The sequence below is a fragment of the Pradoshia sp. Z6_59 genome, from assembly GCF_058267515.1.
This window is the reverse complement of sequence record NZ_JBZCPP010000001.1, coordinates 175,323-195,136: the sequence shown is the minus strand read 5'-3', so window position 1 is coordinate 195,136 and position 19,814 is coordinate 175,323. Positions and strand designations below refer to the sequence as shown.

Below are 19,814 nucleotides of genomic sequence, written 5' to 3'. Positions count from 1 at the left end.
CATACAAAGACACATGCCTAAGCTCTCTTGCATATAGCTAGAATATAATTTGGAAGTGCTAGGAGTGAGACCAATGTCCTCTATGAATGGACAAAGCTATTATCAGAAGGCGAAGGAATACGATTTACTGTCCCAGTATTATAAATATACGAATCCTGATTTGTATATCAAGTATTACTATCGACACCTGCATTATATGAATCAGTTACTTCACCAAGGGGCAGGCAATGAGCGGACTATGCTTGGAAAGGTAAGGTTTTTTCACGCCCTTCCATCTGTAAAAAGCATAGATTTATATATAAACGGAACACGGATTTTCAAGAACATCCCCTCTAAATCTGTTAGTCATTATTTATCACTGCCTGAAGGGAAATATGAATTTGATGTTTATCCGAGCGGCCAATCACATTCCGCTTTATTAAGCAGAAAAGTAGACATTAAAGAAGGAACTCCTTATACCATGATTGCTGCAGCAAAGCGAGTAGGATTTTCTCTCTTTTCAATCGAGGATAATCTTACTCTTCCGACCAGGGAGACAAAGTTAAACTCTCTAAATCTAAATCCTGATTCAGCTGGTATCGATATCGCTGTAACAGGTGGAGATACCATATTTTCTAATTTAACCTATAAAAAGCCCAGCTCGTATCTGGGATTGACTCCGATGACAATAGAAATTTTAGTGAAGTGTTCAAGATCGAAAGAAATGATTCTTGATCCTTTTTCCGTCACCCTTCATCCCGACCAAATATACACGATGCTGATTTTAAGCTCAGGAACCGACCATAAAGATACAGAAATTTTGTTTATATAAAAATGAGAGGAATTGCATCCATGGATTCATGGTACAATTCCTCTTTTTACAATTATTCCACCGGAACTAACAAGCTTAACTCAATATCATCATTTTTGAGATCAAAAGCCTTTGCTTTAACAGTGATTCCACTCTTAAGATCCATTTGGCTTAAAGCCAAATATATAGTTTTTTCTTTAGGTCGTATCATAACCCATTCAGGTGTATCATATTTTTCGTTAATGTAATTCAATACAAATGTTGCCGGCAAACTCATACCGCCAATTTGAATAGCTTCATGCTTTAAAAGCAAATCCCCATTTTTGAGTGTAACCGGTTCAAATAACACCTTGATCTCGACATTTCTGCCAAACGCAGATAATGTACCGTACAATTCCAGGCTTTCCTTTAAAAGCACCTCATATTTAATTGGACTATCTGAGCTTTCTTCCTCAATATAATAATTAATAATCCGATTAAGATCTTCCTTATTGGATCTAAACGGTATCTCTACTTTTTCATCGTTAGTAGATAGTTTATTTAATGATTCTTCATCCTTTATTGGACGAGTCGTCCAATAGATCAGGATACAGGCAGCAATTAGGTTGATTGCTAAAAGCCCCAAAAACAACCCTTTCCACTTATTATCTATTTTGAAGATTCTCCTCATTCTTCTCCCCCTCTTGTACCATCCTCATCGTATTTATATCTTTAACAGTACTCTCTTTCATTTTCTCATATATACGTGAAGCAATAATCTCATATCCCCTGTCATTCGGATGAAAATAATCCTCTTTGTATAAAAGATTTTCATTTGATTTTGAGAATGCATCGTCAATTCGTATGAAAAAAGCATTCGGGTCCTCAGAAACTATTCCCTCACTGACGCTATTCCAATCATCCATGATAATATCCAGTTCCTGAAATGCAGATATCCATTTTCCGAACGGATTATACAAGCCAACAAAATAAATTTCTGCCTCTTTATTATATTGCCTAATTATACTAAAGATTTCTTTCAGTCGCTCTTCATAACGAATAGCCTCTAAATTAAAATCCTGCATGGTCAAGTTTGTAAATTGCTCTTTTACAACTCTCATGATATCGTTTCCGCCAATTGTAATAATAATGGCATCTGAAGTTTGTATATCAGATATTAATTGCGGCGTATTCAACCGCCTTAAAAGATCTGCAGTTCGATTGCCACGGATACCATGATTAGTAAATTCCGCTTCTCTTATCCCCTTATTTTGTTCTAAATAGGAGACTAAATAAGGAATATACCCCCCTTGATCACTGCTATCCCCAACCCCCTGGGTCAAGGAATCCCCCAGTGAAACTACCTTTACATCGGTAGGAAAAAAATCATCCGGAATTTCCCGCTTTAATGCTTTTGTTATAGAAGAGGCCGAATGTTCTTCCACTTGCTTTCCAAAAATATATTGATAAGGACTGCATCCTGCAAGCATAAATATCATAATCACAGTTATCAAGGTTTTCCAACACATAGCTGTCACCTGCCTAAAGCTTACTCTTTATTATATTCATTATATTTACAAGAAATATCCTTATGATATAAAAAAAGACAGGTTTCCCCTGCCCCTAATTTGACTGTAGTATTTTTATATGTTTAATAATATCCTCGAATGGAATACCTTCAACCCCGGAATATTGCTGAACAACTGTGCCATCTTGATCAACCAACGAAAAGCTGGTTCCATGAATTACCTGGTCCCCTTCTGCAGGCTTCTGCACCAATACTTTAAAGCTATCCTGTGCCAGACTTTCAATCGTATCTTGGTCATACCCTGTTAAAAAGCTCCAATTATCGAAATCCGCCTGAAAGCTTTCCCCGTATTTTTTCAAAATAGCAGGATTGTCAACTTCCGGATCGATACTAAAGGAAACAAAATGTACATCTTCAAGGCCTTCTTCAGTAATCATATTTTGAAGTTTTTTCATATTGGAAGTCATCGGCAAACATACTGTAGTGCAATTTGTAAAAATAAAATCAGCGATCCATACTTTTCCTTTTAAATCACCTTTTGATACTTTTTTTTCATTTTGGTCTGTAAAGGTAAAATCATCTACCTTCCAATTTACCGCATTGGGTATTTCTTGTTGAGAGCAACCATTTACAATTAAAATCAGAAAAAACACCATTGCTATTTTGCCAAAATAATTCATGAATTACCCACCCTGTATTTAATCTCTAATACTGTTAATTTTATCAAAATCTGTATTTTCACAAAAGTATTTTGCCTTTGATTGGCGGATTGTCTTATCATTTTTATTTCAATTAAAATCAATCAAATGCTCAGTATTATGAACAAGGTGCTTTAAATCTTACTATAACATCCCTTGGAGCTCTATTATATTTTGAGATTGAAATACTGGTAAGTTCGTTAGAATTTCTTTGACTCGTTATAAAACCCTACTCGAACTGAATTTCAATCGTAACAATTTCAGAGCGTGTGCCAATCCGAATAGGCGGTCCCCAAAAACCAAAACCGGATGTCACGATCGAGTGCATCTGATCCTTTTTTAAATAACCCCAATCATTTTCATATATCGCATCAGTAATTAGGTTCCCCGGAAAAATCTGACCGCGATGGGTATGTCCTGAAACCATTAAGTCAATCCCTTCTTGCTGCGCAACATCAAGTTCATAGGGCTGATGTTCCAATAAAATGGCTGGCTTTTCAAGATTTACACCACTCATTAATTTATCTAATGGCAACCTATCTTGTTCTGTTCGATCCTTTCGTCCAATAAGGGTGAACTCTTCTTTAACCTCTACAGTTTCATCGTACAGCACGTGAATTCCACTGTGTTCTAATGCTTTAATCAGTTCCTGCATCGTACCATCATGCTTGTCATGATTGCCAAGTGATGCATACACCCCGTATGGCGCCTGAAGCTTAGATAATATCTGATCAATCTTCTGATCAAGGAATGGCTGAACATCATCATCAAATAGATCTCCAGGCAAAAGGATTAGATCAGGATTCAGTTCGTTTACTTTCTTTACCAAACGCTCCGCATGGTTTTTACCCGATAGCAGCCCAAAGTGTGTATCTGCAGCCATTACGATATGTAGGTTTTCAAGAGAAGAGGAACCTTTATCCATCTTAATTTCATAGTTGCGTACAACTGGGCTGTAGGCATTATATGTACCAAATATCATAAATGTAATCAACAGTCCTACCGTGATGATTCCTGCCCATAACTGTGTTTTGGGACGATGCAGCCGTGTGAGGCGTAGGAGGATAACTGTAATATGTGCAAGCGGAACTAGCATTAACAGCAAGTAAAAGCATGCCATCCAATAAGCACCAACAATATTTAAAAATGTTAACCCTGAAAAGCGGCCAATTATAAATGAGCTAGCCGCAAGTACAATGATGAGGCTGTATAGGATCTTAAATCGCCGACTTGAAGATTCCGGCCGTAGCCAACGATATCCGCGCCAGCCTATATAGTAGACGAGCCCGCCATAAAGCAGCAGTGCAATAATCAGAATAAGTATGAACATATGTATTCCGAAAGACTCCTTTTCGCATGATTTTTATCGTTTAGTTTAATAAGATAACATCCTACTTTATTATGACCTACCTATACTTGATTGTTAATTTATTTGATTTACCTATTTTATTTCATATCAACTAAAAGGGACATACACTTTAAATGTTGTACCTTTATTTTTCCCACTATCGACTTCAATCTTCCCTTTCATTCTCTCAATAACTTGATAACAAACCATCAATCCAATACCCGTCCCTTTATCTTTTAATGAGTAGAAGGCTGTGCCTAAACGTTTCAATTGTTCCTCACTCATACCAATACCTGTATCTGATATCGAAAAGACTATATAATCTCCTTCTTTTTGAATGGATAAAGTCAGTTCGCCGCCATCCTTCATTGCCTCAATCCCATTTTTCATAATATTGATTAATACCTGCTTCACTTCGTTTGTATTTATGTATATTTCCAAGTCAAAATCCAATTCGAAACGTAAATGAATATTACTGACCATTAAGGCGTATCCGTTCATTAAATCAACAATATGAGCGGAGAACTCTGATAACATCACATGTTCCTTCGATCCTAAATCCGGCTTGGCAAGAGATAAATAATCGTTAATAATTCCTTCAGCCCGATTGATTTCATCTACCATTAATTTTATATAAGATAATTCCTCTTCAGATAACTTGCTTTTATTTTGAAAGATTTGAAGAAACCCTTTTACAACGGTCATAGGATTTCGAATCTCATGAGCAACCGATGCTGCCAATTGTCCAATGGCGTTCATTTTTTCAGCCTGTTGCAGCTCTTTTTGAATACTCGTCCTATATACAATATTATCAATTTCTTTGATGGCTTCATCAAAATTATTGATTAACATTTCATTATCAGATTTGGAACCAATCTGTACCGAAGTAATTGAAAGCTTTTTAAATAAAATATGAAGTTGATGAACCATATGGTTGAATTGTTCAAAAAGCTCCTCAAAATCTGTTGAGGAATCTTCGGTTAAGTTAACATTAAACTCACCCTGACTTACCTTCGTTATTCCTTTAATCAGCTTATGAACAGGGCTCATTAATTTATTTAAATAATGACGAAGGACACCATATGCCATACAAAAAATGATTAAAATACATCCAATGAATAGGAGTATCCAATACAAGTTTTTCGTGAGCGCTTCTTCTGCATTGATTGTCACCGCTAATATAGCTTTATTGGGCTCTTCCAATCCATCAATTCCAGCATAGACATTGACCCATTTTTCCGAAGATTCCTTATATATTTCTGTTATCTGCGGATTTTCACCATGTATGACCTTTTGAATATAAGGTAGTGTTCGTTTACTTGGCACAAAGGGTGTGCCTTCCTTTATACCCTTAGGTTGAGTACCGTCTGATGCACTGATGATTTCATACTGCTTTTTATTTTTGTTATATATAATAATATGTCCGGAATATATGTGATTACTCTGTTTATTCATTTCGTTTAGATACGTTTTTAGTTTAGATCTTGCACCTATTGAAGAATCAGTATTAACTGAAGCTTCATTTATTAATTGGGAGGGAATCATCGATGAGCCAATCATAACCATCCCCTTACCTCTTTCATACAATATATCTTCTGTATAAGCATTAATTAATTTACACCCAATTATTGAGATAAGAATGATAGTAATAAGCATTAACAAGGCTGTTCTCGTCAAAATTTTACGTTTGATTGACATCGGCTTTTTTATATTCTTCATAGATCCCTCACACAATTTCATAGTATCTATCAATAATTAGACAAAATTAGGCAGTTTTCCTGTAATAAATAGAAATTAATAGCAAAATCATAAAAAAAAATACACTATCTCCATCTTGGATAGTGCATTTCTTTTACTGTTTAAATTAGTCGGAATAATACATAAAGCCGATTGCCCCAATTCCTGTATGCGTACTAATAATCGGTGTCGTTTCATAAATTGGTACATCGTCAATGCCAAGTTCACTAATTACCATTTCTTTCAATTTCATTGCAAGTTCCATGGCATCCGCGTGGGTTATGCCAATCCCCTTTAGAACTTTCCCCTCAATATCCTGCACAAGCTGCTTCACTAAGAATTTTACGATTTGACCTTGACTTCTCACCTTCGCTACAGGAGTATATTCTCCTGTATCAAGTGAAGCAATCGGTTTGATATTTAAGAGAGAACTTAACATAGCTTTCCCTTTTCCAATTCGGCCGCCCTTAACTAAATTCTCAAGGGTATCCACCACTACAAAAAGACGAGTATTTTCCCTAATATGATCCAATCGTTCAACAATCTCATCCATCGTTTTACCTTCTCTTGCCATTTCAGAAGCTGCTAGTACCTGAAATCCCAATGCATTGGATATATACTTGGAATTAACTACAGTAACTTTCCCATCAGCCATTCTGGCAGCAGTTTGAGCCGATTGCACTGTACCGCTCATTTGAGCAGTCATATGAATGGATAACACTTCACTTCCATCTTCTGTAAGTTTATTATATACTTCCAGAAATTCACCCGCTGGCGGCTGTGAACTTTTTGGCAATTCTTCTGATTGCTGCATTTTGGTAATAAATTCTTTAGATGTAATATCTACTCCATCAATGTATGTTTCGCCATTTATTGTTATTGAGAGTGGTACAACCGTTATGTCATTATCTGCGATGACCTCCTTTGGCAGATCAAGCGTGGAATCAGTAACAATTTTAATATTTGGCATAGTTTCACATCCTATATGTATGACTAATCATATTATACATGGTAGAAAATTAAATTTAAATGAATTTCATTTTATCTAATATAAGTTAATGAAAAATTCTTACAATAAGAATACTCAATTCCTGCAAATACTACCATGGAATTTGTTAATCGATTTAAGCTATAAAGATTCTCAAAACCATAACAGATATACAAGTGAACGCTCTATATATATTTCATAAATTACAGCTATTTAATATCTCCCCTCATCATTTATTACTATCATGAAAAATAAAAAGAGGTTGGGACATAACTTATAAACAATGCTGAAAAACGAACGATATCTGTTTCTTCTTAAAGAGTTAAGTTGGAGAAAAAAGCCCGTTCCATTGCGCTGCAGCCACTCGCTTTCCGCGAGGAGGAAGGCTTTAGCCTCCTCGGCTGTGCCTTGCTCAGGTCTCAGCCTTTCCTCTACTTCCCGCAGGAGTCGGTGGCTTCCGCTCCATTCCACTAGTTTAATAATGGTATACAGAAGTAACCAATCTATTGAAAACAAATAAAAATCCGAACTATTAGGTGAAATATTTATTAAAATATCACCTAGTAGGTCGGATTTATCATTGACTGAAATACTTATGTCCCAGCCTTTTCATTCAAATTACATTCTTAATCTAAATCCTGTTCTAGTTCGTACTGTTCTGCTTTTTTTAGCTTTCGTTTATATACAAATTTTGATAGCGAAATGCTAATTTCATATAACAGCAATAACGGAACTGAAACAACAAAATCAGATAAGAATTCAGGCGGTGTAATGATAATCGCTACTACAATTAATACAAAATATGCGTATTTCCGATACTTCGCCATCAAATAAGGGTTCAGGATCCCCAAGGACGTCAAAAACATCATGACGACTGGCAATTCAAAGAGAAATGCAAACGGCAATGACATATGAATAATAAATTTCAAATATTTATCTGCCGTATAGGATGTCGTCATCACATCATTACCCAAATCTGTCAAGAAACTCATAACGATTGGAAAAATGACAAAATAGCCAAAGGATAATCCTGCTATAAATAGAAGAAATAATGCAGGTATATAGGATAAAGCAATTTTTTGTTCGTGTTTCAAAAGCGCAGGTTTAATAAACAGCCAGAGCTGAATTGCTAGAACAGGTATTGTACAGGCAATAGCCACTATGGAGGCTATTGTAAAGTAAATCCACATAACATCACTAGGGCCAAGTACAATAAGCTTCTCATCTACATTACGAGTAAAGAATTTATATATGTCTTTAACAAAGAAAAAAGATACACATAAAAAAAGTAGGAAAGCAGTTACTGTGATGATTAACCTTGTTCTCAATTCATCAAGGTGCTCTATCATATTTAATTCTTTCTCTTCCAAACTAGAGTCACGCCTTTCTGAATCCCTTTAAAGAGGTGCAAGAATAAATTCTCACACCTCTTTTAAATAAACTATTAAATTATTTATTGATCTCTTTTTTAACATCCTTTATATCATCCACTACATCACTGGTTAAATCTTTTGTAGAATTTTTAAATTCACGTAATGTTTGACCGAAAGCTCTGCCGATTTCAGGTAGCTTTTTAGGTCCAAAGATAATCAGGACAAGCAAAAGGATTAACAGCAATCCTGGTACACCAATATTTGAAAACATTCTTTTCTCCCTCCCAAGCTGAAATGAATCTAATTCTATTATAATTGTTTTAAAGGTAAAGAAAAGTAATAATTTCATATACAAACAGAATATACTAACTTTTACTTATTTAGTAATTCGTTTTGTTAAATAAATCTACCATTCTAACTTATATTAAAAATTGATGAAGGCTGCTTCCTTTCTTTACTTCAACAAATTGGAATCCTTTAGTCTCCATTCGCTGCATCAGTCCATTATAATCCTCTCTTTTTTGCAATTCGATGCCAACAAGTGCAGGACCATTGTCTTTATTATTCTTCTTCGTATATTCAAACCTGGTTATGTCATCATTCGGTCCAAGCACCTCATCGAGAAATTCTCTCAGAGCACCCGCCCGCTGTGGAAAATGAACAATGAAATGATGCAGGAGACCTTCATATTGAAGAGATCGGTCTTTGATATCCTGCATTCTCCCAATATCATTATTGCCTCCGCTAATGATGCACACGACCGTTCTTCCTACCAATTGCTCTTGATACAATTCCAGTGCTGCAACGGACATAGCTCCGGCCGGTTCAGCCACAATCGCGTGCTCATTATATAATTCCAGAATCGTGGTACATACCTTTCCTTCCGGCACAGTAACAACATCCTTAAGCAAATCGCGGCAAATAGCAAATGTTTTCTCTCCAACCTCTTTTACGGCAGCTCCATCAACAAAGGAATCAATTTGCGGAAGTTTAACCACCCGCCCCTCTTTGATTGCTGTTTGCATAGATGGTGCCCCAACCGGCTCTACGCCAATACAGGCAGTAGTGGGAGAGATACTCGCACTGTATGCAGCTACACCTGACATCAATCCGCCGCCGCCAACGCTACCAAAAATATAGTCAACAGGTACGTCTATATCATGAAATATCTCTACAGCTACCGTACCTTGTCCAGAAATGACATTTTGATCATTAAACGGATGAATGAATGCTCTATTTTCTGCTTCCTCGCACTTCCTTGCTTCTATAAATGAATCATCAAACGTATCACCAATCAGGATAATTTCCACATATTCTTTTCCAAATAACTCCACTTGATTAACTTTTTGTCTTGGAGTGGTTGTAGGCATGTAGATTTTACCCATCACCTTTAATTCATTACATGCGTAAGCTACTCCCTGAGCATGATTGCCGGCACTGGCGCATACTATGCCATTTTGCAATTCCTCTTTCGATAGATTTAGCATCGCATAAAATGCCCCACGTAATTTAAAAGAACGTACATATTGAAGGTCTTCTCTTTTCAAATAAACATTACAATGGTACTTTTCTGACAATCGATTATTTCTTTGCAAAGGAGTGTGAGCAACCTTGTTTTTTAATTGCTGATACGCGATTAAAATTTGTTCAGGCGATACTCCTTCATTTGTTTTCACCAGATGCCTCATATGCTCTCCTCCATTACTTTTATTAATTTATAAATTATAGCAGGTACGAATAATAAATCAACAGAATTTTTAGAAAAATTAATATAATTGATTTGCTGTTAACATTTCGTAAATTAATACAGTGTGATAAATTGGCTAACTTGATGAATTGATGGAACTTTGTTCATCAACAGATTTTTCAAGCCTTAAAAAAAACGCCAAAACAGATGGATTTTCTCCACCTGCTTTGGCGTTCAAGCACTAATGATACGTACGTATACCTTTGATTTTGATTTATGCACCCTTTAAAAGATGGCTTCTTTCCTCTTTGATTCTAGTATGAATATGTTCAGCCACTACTGTCATTCCCTCTTCTTCGTATTGTTCAGAGGTAATCGCGGGCAATATAACAAGTTTAACCTTGCCTGGCTTTATCTTATTATTGTTATTCTCAAACAAATCTGCAGTACCTGTAATCATAAAAGGTACAATCGGCACCTTTGTATCTTTTGCAAGACGCAAGGAGCCTGCTTTGAATTCACCAATCTCCTTACCTCTGTTGCGAGTACCCTCTGGAAAAATAAGGATAGAGTGACCATCCTTTAATTTCTGGGCCCCTTCTCTAATAGCCTGTATAGAGGCACGGCGATCCTTACGATCCATAAACACGCAGCCCATTACCTCCATCCAGCCAGCAATAATCGGAAGTTTTTTCACTTCAATTTTTGAAATAAAGCCAAACGGCTTGGAGATACCAGCCATTAATACGGGTATATCAAAATTCCCTTCATGATTTCCTACAAACAATACTGGTCCATCCGGAATATTTTCGATTCCTTCGACTTCCAACTCACAGCCGGAATTCTTTAAAAATCCTTTTGCCCACTTTTTTGGAATTTGCTGAATTTCCACATCGTCACGAGCATTATTTTTCTCATAAATCTTTTTCATTTTAGACAGTCCTGGTAAGCTGTACAATAAAAAGCCGCATAAATAAATAACCATATAAATTAACCGTAGCAATGTAATAAGCCTCCTGTATTGAACCCTACTTGCGTATGTATTCTTTAAAATAATAATCGTATGGATTTTTTTCGTCTTTTGGTCCTTTTACAGATGAAAGTAATTTCCACTCTTCATCATAATTTTGGACTGGGAAGAATGTATCTCCTTCAAAATGATGATCGATATATGTCAAATAGATTTTTGATACATATGGAAGAAGCTGTTCAAATAATACTTGCCCACCGAATATGACACATTCAGTATCGGTATCTTTTTCTATTTGAAGAATTTCATCCACTGAGTGTACGACTTTTACTCCTTCAACGACCCAAGATGGATCTTTCGTTAAAACGACATTCGTTCTGCCAGGAAGTGGCTTTCCTATAGACTCAAACGTTTTTCGACCCATAATTAAAATTTTACCCATCGTGGTTTGTTTCACATGGGCCATATCCGCAGGAATACGCCATGGAAGATTATTATTGATACCGATAACGCGATTTCGATCATGTGCTACAACGATTGAAAACATCTTAATCCCCCTTTTGTTTAATTTTCTCTTATTAAATTTTAAATATCCATCTTCGAAAAATCATTGCGAATATCATTTTATCTCATATATCGAGTATCATATAAGATAGAAAAACCGAACCACAGTCGGGAACGGTTATATTGACTTGGATATTTACGTCTAACAGACTACTAAAATTCATTTACTACTTGATATACGAAACAATTAAATATTACTGACTTCTTAATCGTCAATGGACCTATTTAACCATTTAAATAACGGATTTGCAAGGTCAAATTTCTAACAATCTATACATGTTTATTCAGTAACATGATATAAACTTCTTTCAAAATCCCCTCAGATAGATGATTTAGGTTTATTGTGTCTTTAGAAATAAAAGGTTTTTGGAATTCCTTTGTTACATAACGGGCATTATATTTTATAATTTCGTAAAATGCTAACCTCAGGTCCTTGCTGTAAAAATGGTCATATTTATGGAGTAATTGATCAATATCTCTTATTGTTACTTGCTCGCTAATCAGCTCTAAACTCATAGCATACACTTCAATTGAAGGATGTTTATCCATGAAATAGCGATAATTTAGTAAGGATTCCTGTAATCTTTTCTTGTTAACTTCATGTTCTTGATGAATTGTCCCCACAGCACGATCCACTTTAAATGTAGCACCACACTGGTGGAGCCTGTACCCTAATTCCCAGTCTTCCCATCCATAGCCAATAAACTTTGGATCAAACCATCCCGCTTGGTCTAAAAGAGTACGCTTCACAGAAAGATTACCACCCATGCAGGCAACCCAAGGAATCAGGAATTTGTCCAATTCATCCCCATAAGGGACAATGATATTCGAATAATAATAATCTTTAAAACGGATTAATTTTTGAAATTCTTCACTTAAGAAGTTTATATTCTGGTCCACGATTTTTTTTTGGGCTCTTTGAGTTATAAAATAATAATACATGGCACCAGTTAAAACCAAGTTTTCACATTTCTCATGCCTTTTAACATGATTTTCAATATAGTCAGGATAAACCAGCATCTCCGCATCAAGAAAAATGATTAAATCCCCATCTGTATTGGCAATCCCTCGATTCCTCGTTTCTGCAAGTCCCATTTTTTTATCATTTCGAATTATACGGAAATGATTCGGAAGATCAATTGTACTGGTGCGATCATCTGATGCATCATCCACAATCATCACTTCATAATTATCATAACTTTGTTTCCGTAATGCTTCAATTGTATTTGTAAGCTGTTCATACCGATTGTGACTCGGAATGACAATTGATACTTTCACGATTTTTCAACTCACTTACCTAATCATATTTTCCGATATCAATCCAATTTTCATTCTTCAAGCCCATCAATATAAGCCAGAAACAGCACATCTACATTTTCATTAATCGATCTATCCCGATTATTTCATTGATCCAAGAATCTGTAACAATTTCATCCGTAATAAATGTCTGCATTCCTGAACCTATATCGAATGCTACTTTTCCATACCTGGATGCTATATATGGGGCAAGGATAAGCGCATTTATTCCCGCTCCTAAAAAGCATATATCAAAATCGATCTTTTTAAGCTGATCTTTTACCGTTGGTATATCTTCATACGAATAAACAGGGAGTGCACCTACTACTTGTACACCCAATGTTTTTCCATATCTATCTTCCAAACCTTTTTTTGCTTTTTCTGCAAGTGATCCAATTAATAATACTTTTCTATTACGTAATATATCTTCAAATTTATCTTTTTGTGACTTCATAAAAACTCTTCTAATATTCGCTTCAAAATACTCTTTTGGTTCAATATTATAGATTGAAAAAACACGCTCCGTAATTTCCTTGGAATTTTCTTCAATTGTGTTATATCCCACAATATCAGCACTATTCACCGCGGCAATCCCTTCCATTTGAGCAATGGGGTTTGGAAACCTTATTCCACGATGATAAAAGCCTTCTTTCACATCTTTATTGGCTATCTTTTTTTCCTTTCTGTAATGGCCTTGAAATTTATTTAAAATAGGATCCTTATCGAATTGATCTTGTCCCATCACAACGGCTTCGGTTTGACCGACTGATACAATCGATAGAGGCCTTTGTTTTTTCAAACTTCTTAAAATACGGTCCATTATCTCACCGCTTGATAATTGGTTTGACAAATTTCTCTCTCCCTTCGCTAAAAAAATCACATATATTAGATTATTTTTCTATCCATTTACAGTAGCTTAGTAAATCATTTACATGCTTTGTAACCCATGATTGCTCAGGAGTTCTCCGACTATTATTCTCAAATTTATTTAAATACCATTGAATTAAATAACATTTATAAAGGATTCGTGCTGCGAGATAACTATCATAAAATGGTTCCCACTTAACTGACTGTGAACTGTATTTATTCCATCCGTCAACATAGGACCTCAAAGCTGTTTCATTTAACTGACTTGAAGGAACATGAATATCCTCCTCACCAATATATTCCATCAATAAAGTCATCGGTCCAATTTTCATATTCTCAAAATCAATGATTAAAACCTGGTCATTGGAATGTCTAATTAACGTATTAAACTTCGATACATCACCAGGATGTAATGTACATGGTACTCCATATAATTTATGGATTATTTGCAATATCCATTTTTGATCCATTCTTTTAATTAAATCTAAAAATTCAGATCCACCAATCTCTCTCAGAAGGTCTTCTCTGATTTCACGGAATTTTATACCCTCATAAATCTCATCAATATGGTTACGAACAGATATTTTGTCAATAAAGTGATCTAACTTCCCTTTAAAATCTTTATCGATATTTATCAATTTATCAATCTTATCATTATCAAACTCATTTATTTGATTTCCCAACTTAGCTGCAAACTTCCCGTAATCTTTAAAAACCCTTTTAACGTTTTTTTGGTCACTAAAGTCTGGGTTTACTCCTTCTATCCATTCCAGAATCATGACCTTTACATTATTATGGACATCATAAGCTATGATTTTGGGGATATGTTCTTTCACAAAATTAGATAATTTGCTATAAAAAAATACCTCAACCAGTATCGCTGAATCTCTCCCATATTTAATCAATACTTGTTCAGGTTGAGCATTTTTATTTTCCCGCCATTTGATACGCTCTATTCTCTTTGAGGCATCAAGTATCAACTCTCTTTCCAAAATCTCAAACGAATCCAAGCTCAGAATCTTTGCAATCTCATCAGAGTTAAGTTCAGACATTCATTTCCTCCCTCTCATAATAAGCACAAGCATTTATGATTAATCTATCTTCCCTACTTCTGTTCATTTGTTATTATTTCCTGAATCAACTCGACAAATTGTTTTGCACGCTTTTTCGTCGTATGGTGTTCATGAACCATTAAATAGCCTTGTTTAGAAATCTTATACCTTTCTGATTCATTCTCCAGATAATACTGCGCCTTTTCCTGGAAATTATCTTCATTGATCTCTACAAAATGCACTCCTGGTACAAATCCCATGTCTTCTAACTCGTTCGATGAGGGAGCTAGTAACAAAGTCCTGGAGGCCGGTACTTCTAAATATTTTGTAAGAACATATTCATATCTTGAATTACATGTAAAAAACATTTTGGAGCGGTTTATTTCTTGTGCATATTTTTCACCAGCAAATACATTCTCTTCGTCATCATCTATATTTCGATAACCAGGATGCTCATGATAAACAAATCCAGGCTCATCTTTCATAGCTTGTACAACTTTATGTCTAATGGGATAGACCCGATGATGTACCGCCCCCATTAACAAATAATCTATTTCTTTTTCTAACTTATAATCTTTAAAAATAGCTGGATTAATATGTTTGGGCAGCCATTTCATCATATGCGCAAACTCCGGATACCACTCGAGGAACTTATCGCGATAATACACAAATATATGCTTTACATTTTCAGCATGGAGAGCTTCTTTCCTATCCTTAATATGGTAATGAATATCATATAAATTAACTGCAAAAGGAATTTCCAAAGTGCTGAGGCCTGTAATTTTTGGAGAGTTACTTTCTCCAAATTCATTTATGAAAATAAAATCCGGTTGAACTTCTACTTTTTTCAGAATTTCCTTAATATCGCCTGACTCATGCCAAACAGTTAAATTTGTTAGCTTAGCTACCTCCATCAATAAATAGTGAAACTCTGGTGATATATATTTGCTGAAATCACCAGTCGTCACAAGAAGGTTTATTTTTCGCACCTGTTTCCCTCCTTAAAAATATTGGAAATTACAACTTGTCTTTTCATACTATGAATAACTTCGCAAAAGGTAACTATAAATACCCAAATCGTGTATTTAGAACTGCTAAACTAATTTTTTTAAATTATTTCTAAAAAAAAGCTGCCGATTTTGTCGACAGCCACAAATATAGATAAGGTGTTCATATCCTTATCTATCTCTTCTATTCGAAATAATTTCATTTACCGTAAACAGAAATTCCTCTACTCTCTTTTCCACAGAGTGTCTTTCTGCAACTAATTTATAGCCTTTATCAATTATTTGTTTTCTTTCCTCTTCATGCTCTAAATAATAAGTTACTTTTTCAAGTACATTATATTCATCTACTTCAACAAATGTTTCCCCATCAATAAACCCCAATTCTTTTAACTCATCTGATCCCGTTCCCATCAATAATGTTTTGCAGGCCAGGCATTCGTAATATTTCATAAGAGGCAGCTTTTCAACAGAATCACATGTTACAAATATTTTTGCTCTTGATAATTCTTTGGCATATGTTATTCCTGTTAAATGATTTGAATTTGTTGGTAATTCTCCATAACCTGGATGATCGAAATACTTAAAGCCTGGATAATATAACAACTGCTCATACATAGCAAATCGTTTTGGATATACCCTTTTGATTAGAATCCCCATCATTAAACAGTCAATATCCCGCTCTTGCCCATAGTCTCTGAAAATATCAAGTGGAACAAAATGGGGCATCCAAATGTACCGTTCCTTTAATTCGGGAAGGATACGGTTGCTTGCATCCCTATAATGTGTAAAAATATGCTGAATGTACTCCCGCTCATAAAACAGTCTACGACGGTAAGGTTTATATTTAATTTCATGTAATATAGCCCCTACAGGTATAGAGGTATCCCTTATACCACGTATTGTAGGTGTATAATCCGGCTTAAAATCATTTAAAAGAATAAATGAAGGTGACTGCGGCAATCTACTAAGTATTCCGCTTAAATCACCATCATTTTCCCATATATATAAGTTACATTGTTTTTGAAGTTCTGAGATAAAGTATTCTGTACTTTTATTAATCCGATTATGGAATCTTTTTGTAATAAATAAAATAGTTGGTTGTTTAATCAAACGCATATCCTCCTTAAAGCGGCTTCATGTGTTTATAAAAACCACATAAAGCCACATTATCTTTAAATAACTTAAGGAAGTTCAAGAGAAGTGATTTGATTAAATCTTACGATAAATGTCCTTCCTCCAAATGAAGAATCAACTTGTCTAAATTCAGCATAATCATTGCCTACATTAACAACTTGTACATTAGTTAAATCAGGTTCTCCATTAAATTGTGATCTATTGACATGAACTTCTGCAATTTCTTGACCCGTTCTTAAATAATGTCGTAGTAGCTGTCTAAAGGATACTCTTGCAATAGACCTTGATAGGGTCGATTCAGAATTATTCCTGGCCATTTCTTGAGTCGTTGTTAAATACTCTGTTAACAGTTGTTTTAAGGAAGCACTTGTAATAGCTCCAGATGGAGTCTGCTTAGATTCAGGGTTCCCCTCTGCCATTTTTGTTCACCTCACATATGTTTCAGCTATAATTAGCCGTAATTTAATTATATGGAGATTTTCTATGATAGCTTGTTTGCTTGTCCTATAACTTATAAAGAATTTATTATGTAAAAATGACCATTTTTATTGATGATGTACTTCACCCTAAAAGTTAGAGTTGAAATCTAACTTTTAGAGGTCACCTTTTGAATCATTAGAAAATTAAACTTTTACCGAAGCTTTACGCAACTTCTTAACTGAAGTAATATTTATTCTTCTGAATTTAACTTTCCGATAATTGTTTCAATTATTGAACCAATCCCAGCTACAGACAAAACCATCAATAAAAAATAGCTAACTACTGGAATATAATAATCGATCATTACTAAGCCAATACTAACCCATAGTCCAGTGCACCAATGACAACTTAGTAATTCTCCAAAAAAATGTTTGATTCCCTTTTCTTTAACCATATATAAAACAATTTCATTACCTTCTTCATCAACTTCACTGATTTCATTAAAAAATGGCTTCCTGATAAATTCAGTGATTTTATCAAATACAAATAGGCGTGTTAATCGAAAAGCTGCTAATCCTATTATAAATATTTTCACAATATCCAGCTCCATTATTACTCTCCTTTCTCTTCATTTTTATAAATACATTGAAAAATAGGCTATATACTCAAACAACTATACTCTTATTTTCATAACCTGTTAGAGAAATGATTTCATCAAGGAGGAGAAGATATGAGCTGCGGTTCTGATTTTGAAACATCCAGTTGTATTTGTGATACTTTACTAGCTATTGCGGAGGCTCAAGATTTAGTAAAGCCCGATGAAGAAACTCTTGGAAAAGGTTGCGAAAGAGCAATTAACGAATTAAATAATGGTAAACTTTTTGGAGGGTACAAATATAACACGATTCCAATTATGCTTACTGTATTTAACACTGGAGAACTATTTACAGGGCATGGAACAACTAAAAAGAAGAATAAATGTTATTTTGTTGAATCCAAAATTTTCCGCATCGATAATGTTGATTCTGATTCTTGTTGTGCAACCTTAGAATTATTAAAGAAAAAAGATTATTTTCCAAAAGGCATAGACTCAGATGACCATCATTATGAAAATCATAAAGATGATTATAAAGATGATTATAAAGAGAATCATAAAGATGATTATTATTTTGAGGAACTCGAAGGTACTGATGCTTATATTACTGTTGATTTGAATATGTTTGGTGCAGTTACTTGCCTTTGTCCTGTAGCTATCCATCATGATTGTAAATAAACTGGCAGGTTATAATTTACTTTCATATATTTACAGCCTGGGGGTATCTCCCAGGTTTTCTTTCTGTACTCTTTTATTTTTATCACCTTCAATTGCGAGTTATTATCTTCAGGCTTATCCTTTTTAGGCTTATCCTTTCCTTCTGATACATCTTATGAAATTTACCTTTTTTTGATTAGGCGAAAGCTATTATATTAATAAAAAGATGACCTATTTTTCAGTTTTTACGAAAAATAAGGTCATTGTTATGTTTAATTTATAAAATAGAAAGTTCATCAACATCATTTATGGCAATTAATCTATTTTTCCCATCTACTTTTACCTTTAAAAATTCTCCACGTTTACTCTCTATTTGCCCAACAATGGATTCTCCCTCAATTTTTATTTCACAGAAAGGTTTCTCCACTACTGATGGATACCTTGCTAACCGTATTAATTTCATCCGAAGATCATCTTTTAGAGTATCACTTTCGACTTGAACTTCAATATTTTCATCTTCACTTTGGCTTGTTTTTCCTGTCAATAAATTTTCTGTGATTATATCGTTATTTTCTTTTAATGCTTCTTCATGCAACTTCTCTGTAAGTTCATTTTTTACAGCTGCTTCGTCCTCTTGTAAACTATATTCTTCTTGTAATTTATTATCCTCCTTTTCTTTGATAATCCCCTTACTGTGATAAACTTCCTGCATATACTGAGCAATCAATTTACCTTTATTCACTGGTTGGATAATATAAAATATCGGTTCTTTATAATTATTTTCCATTTCATTATCATTCATTGTTTTTCTTCCTTTCCTTAATGGGTCATTTTTATATGTATGCATATGGCCTTTGTCCTTTGACAAATTAGTTGTAACAAACAAGCCTTATCATTTAGCCTAAAGGACACATTTTTTGAGACAAGAAGTGAGGTGTGAATTGGCTTACGTCTTTTTCTTGTTATAACAATGGTATCCTCACCTTCTTATACTTTTTTGACATTAACATCTCAGAAGGAACACCTTTATATTAAACGACAGACTTAATGGTAAAAAAGCTTTGATACTTAAATACAGGGAAAACTTACAATATTGCCCTTATGAAAATGATAGAAACTCATCC

21 protein-coding genes are annotated in these 19,814 nt (G+C 34.6%); 2 read left to right on the top strand and 19 right to left on the bottom strand.

The window, feature by feature from the left end; genetic code table 11:
• Window positions 1–73: 73 nt before the first annotated feature.
• The gene (locus tag AC4D4B_RS01070) at window positions 74–811 is read left to right on the top strand and encodes a DUF4397 domain-containing protein (RefSeq protein WP_490998923.1); all 738 of its coding nucleotides are present in this window, start codon (window positions 74–76) and stop codon (window positions 809–811) included.
• 52 nt (window positions 812–863) lie between these two features.
• On the opposite strand, the gene AC4D4B_RS01065 is transcribed toward AC4D4B_RS01070, so the two are convergent.
• From AC4D4B_RS01065 to AC4D4B_RS00980, 18 genes are all read right to left on the bottom strand, one after another.
• Window positions 864–1,460, bottom strand: a complete 597-nt coding sequence (locus AC4D4B_RS01065) for a YpmS family protein (RefSeq protein WP_490994178.1) — start codon at window positions 1,458–1,460, stop codon at window positions 864–866.
• Window positions 1,435–2,298 (bottom strand): SGNH/GDSL hydrolase family protein, encoded by an 864-nt coding sequence (locus AC4D4B_RS01060; RefSeq protein ID WP_490998922.1) that lies wholly within the window; start codon window positions 2,296–2,298, stop codon window positions 1,435–1,437. The genes AC4D4B_RS01065 and AC4D4B_RS01060 overlap by 26 nt, the downstream gene beginning before the upstream one ends.
• A gap of 94 nt (window positions 2,299–2,392) precedes the next feature.
• Window positions 2,393–2,953, bottom strand: a complete 561-nt coding sequence (locus AC4D4B_RS01055; RefSeq protein WP_490999049.1) for an SCO family protein — start codon at window positions 2,951–2,953, stop codon at window positions 2,393–2,395.
• Window positions 2,954–3,224: 271 nt separating this feature from the next.
• Window positions 3,225–4,325, bottom strand: coding sequence for a metallophosphoesterase (locus AC4D4B_RS01050; protein WP_490998921.1), 1,101 nt, complete (start codon window positions 4,323–4,325; stop codon window positions 3,225–3,227).
• 126 nt (window positions 4,326–4,451) lie between these two features.
• Window positions 4,452–6,062, bottom strand: a complete 1,611-nt coding sequence (locus tag AC4D4B_RS01045; protein WP_490998920.1) for an ATP-binding protein — start codon at window positions 6,060–6,062, stop codon at window positions 4,452–4,454.
• Between the two features lie 145 nt (window positions 6,063–6,207).
• Complete coding sequence (locus tag AC4D4B_RS01040) at window positions 6,208–7,050, bottom strand: DegV family protein (protein WP_490998919.1); 843 nt, start codon at window positions 7,048–7,050, stop codon at window positions 6,208–6,210.
• Window positions 7,051–7,694: 644 nt separating this feature from the next.
• Window positions 7,695–8,438, bottom strand: a complete 744-nt coding sequence (gene tatC / locus AC4D4B_RS01035) for a twin-arginine translocase subunit TatC (protein WP_490994173.1) — start codon at window positions 8,436–8,438, stop codon at window positions 7,695–7,697.
• Between the two features lie 79 nt (window positions 8,439–8,517).
• The gene (locus tag AC4D4B_RS01030; protein WP_066107160.1) at window positions 8,518–8,712 is read right to left on the bottom strand and encodes a twin-arginine translocase TatA/TatE family subunit; all 195 of its coding nucleotides are present in this window, start codon (window positions 8,710–8,712) and stop codon (window positions 8,518–8,520) included.
• A gap of 148 nt (window positions 8,713–8,860) precedes the next feature.
• Window positions 8,861–10,129: a threonine ammonia-lyase IlvA gene (ilvA, locus tag AC4D4B_RS01025; RefSeq protein ID WP_490998918.1), complete on the bottom strand. Its 1,269-nt coding sequence runs from the start codon at window positions 10,127–10,129 to the stop codon at window positions 8,861–8,863.
• Window positions 10,130–10,402: 273 nt separating this feature from the next.
• Complete coding sequence (locus AC4D4B_RS01020) at window positions 10,403–11,131, bottom strand: lysophospholipid acyltransferase family protein (protein WP_490994171.1); 729 nt, start codon at window positions 11,129–11,131, stop codon at window positions 10,403–10,405.
• A gap of 25 nt (window positions 11,132–11,156) precedes the next feature.
• On the bottom strand, window positions 11,157–11,645 hold the full coding sequence (locus tag AC4D4B_RS01015; RefSeq protein ID WP_490994170.1) for a dihydrofolate reductase: 489 nt from the start codon (window positions 11,643–11,645) through the stop codon (window positions 11,157–11,159).
• Window positions 11,646–11,932: 287 nt separating this feature from the next.
• Window positions 11,933–12,940 carry a glycosyltransferase family 2 protein gene (locus tag AC4D4B_RS01010; RefSeq protein ID WP_490998917.1) on the bottom strand — a complete coding sequence of 336 codons (1,008 nt, stop codon included), beginning with the start codon at window positions 12,938–12,940 and terminating at the stop codon, window positions 11,933–11,935.
• A 91-nt stretch (window positions 12,941–13,031) separates the two neighbouring features.
• Window positions 13,032–13,808, bottom strand: a complete 777-nt coding sequence (locus AC4D4B_RS01005) for a GT-D fold domain-containing protein (RefSeq protein WP_490994168.1) — start codon at window positions 13,806–13,808, stop codon at window positions 13,032–13,034.
• Window positions 13,809–13,848: 40 nt separating this feature from the next.
• Window positions 13,849–14,877 (bottom strand): hypothetical protein, encoded by a 1,029-nt coding sequence (locus AC4D4B_RS01000; RefSeq protein ID WP_490998916.1) that lies wholly within the window; start codon window positions 14,875–14,877, stop codon window positions 13,849–13,851.
• Between the two features lie 53 nt (window positions 14,878–14,930).
• Window positions 14,931–15,866 carry a glycosyltransferase gene (locus AC4D4B_RS00995; RefSeq protein ID WP_490998915.1) on the bottom strand — a complete coding sequence of 312 codons (936 nt, stop codon included), beginning with the start codon at window positions 15,864–15,866 and terminating at the stop codon, window positions 14,931–14,933.
• 189 nt (window positions 15,867–16,055) lie between these two features.
• The gene (locus AC4D4B_RS00990; RefSeq protein WP_490994165.1) at window positions 16,056–16,994 is read right to left on the bottom strand and encodes a glycosyltransferase family protein; all 939 of its coding nucleotides are present in this window, start codon (window positions 16,992–16,994) and stop codon (window positions 16,056–16,058) included.
• Window positions 16,995–17,065: 71 nt separating this feature from the next.
• The gene (locus AC4D4B_RS00985; protein ID WP_490994164.1) at window positions 17,066–17,437 is read right to left on the bottom strand and encodes a hypothetical protein; all 372 of its coding nucleotides are present in this window, start codon (window positions 17,435–17,437) and stop codon (window positions 17,066–17,068) included.
• A gap of 251 nt (window positions 17,438–17,688) precedes the next feature.
• On the bottom strand, window positions 17,689–18,048 hold the full coding sequence (locus AC4D4B_RS00980; RefSeq protein WP_490994163.1) for a DUF1360 domain-containing protein: 360 nt from the start codon (window positions 18,046–18,048) through the stop codon (window positions 17,689–17,691).
• Between the two features lie 120 nt (window positions 18,049–18,168).
• On the opposite strand from AC4D4B_RS00980, the gene AC4D4B_RS00975 reads away from it, so the two are divergent.
• A complete protein-coding gene (locus AC4D4B_RS00975) occupies window positions 18,169–18,711 on the top strand; it encodes a CotY/CotZ family spore coat protein (protein ID WP_490994162.1) in 543 nt (180 codons plus the stop codon).
• Window positions 18,712–18,967: 256 nt separating this feature from the next.
• Here AC4D4B_RS00975 and AC4D4B_RS00970 read toward each other — a convergent pair whose 3' ends face one another.
• Entirely contained in the window at window positions 18,968–19,492 is a 525-nt protein-coding gene (locus AC4D4B_RS00970; protein ID WP_490998914.1) for a hypothetical protein, read from the bottom strand.
• Window positions 19,493–19,814 lie beyond the last annotated feature (322 nt).

Coding starts and splice junctions, on each gene's coding strand:
- AC4D4B_RS01070 (WP_490998923.1), top strand. CDS start 74: ATGTCCTCTATGAATGGACAAAGCTATTATCAGAAGGCGAAGGAATAC.
- AC4D4B_RS01065 (WP_490994178.1), bottom strand. CDS start 1,460: ATGAGGAGAATCTTCAAAATAGATAATAAGTGGAAAGGGTTGTTTTTG.
- AC4D4B_RS01060 (WP_490998922.1), bottom strand. CDS start 2,298: ATGTGTTGGAAAACCTTGATAACTGTGATTATGATATTTATGCTTGCA.
- AC4D4B_RS01055 (WP_490999049.1), bottom strand. CDS start 2,953: ATGGTGTTTTTTCTGATTTTAATTGTAAATGGTTGCTCTCAACAAGAA.
- AC4D4B_RS01050 (WP_490998921.1), bottom strand. CDS start 4,325: ATGTTCATACTTATTCTGATTATTGCACTGCTGCTTTATGGCGGGCTC.
- AC4D4B_RS01045 (WP_490998920.1), bottom strand. CDS start 6,062: ATGAAGAATATAAAAAAGCCGATGTCAATCAAACGTAAAATTTTGACG.
- AC4D4B_RS01040 (WP_490998919.1), bottom strand. CDS start 7,050: ATGCCAAATATTAAAATTGTTACTGATTCCACGCTTGATCTGCCAAAG.
- AC4D4B_RS01030 (WP_066107160.1), bottom strand. CDS start 8,712: ATGTTTTCAAATATTGGTGTACCAGGATTGCTGTTAATCCTTTTGCTT.
- ilvA (WP_490998918.1), bottom strand. CDS start 10,129: ATGAGGCATCTGGTGAAAACAAATGAAGGAGTATCGCCTGAACAAATT.
- AC4D4B_RS01015 (WP_490994170.1), bottom strand. CDS start 11,645: ATGTTTTCAATCGTTGTAGCACATGATCGAAATCGCGTTATCGGTATC.
- AC4D4B_RS01000 (WP_490998916.1), bottom strand. CDS start 14,877: ATGTCTGAACTTAACTCTGATGAGATTGCAAAGATTCTGAGCTTGGAT.
- AC4D4B_RS00985 (WP_490994164.1), bottom strand. CDS start 17,437: ATGGCAGAGGGGAACCCTGAATCTAAGCAGACTCCATCTGGAGCTATT.
- AC4D4B_RS00980 (WP_490994163.1), bottom strand. CDS start 18,048: ATGGAGCTGGATATTGTGAAAATATTTATAATAGGATTAGCAGCTTTT.
- AC4D4B_RS00975 (WP_490994162.1), top strand. CDS start 18,169: ATGAGCTGCGGTTCTGATTTTGAAACATCCAGTTGTATTTGTGATACT.
- AC4D4B_RS00970 (WP_490998914.1), bottom strand. CDS start 19,492: ATGAATGATAATGAAATGGAAAATAATTATAAAGAACCGATATTTTAT.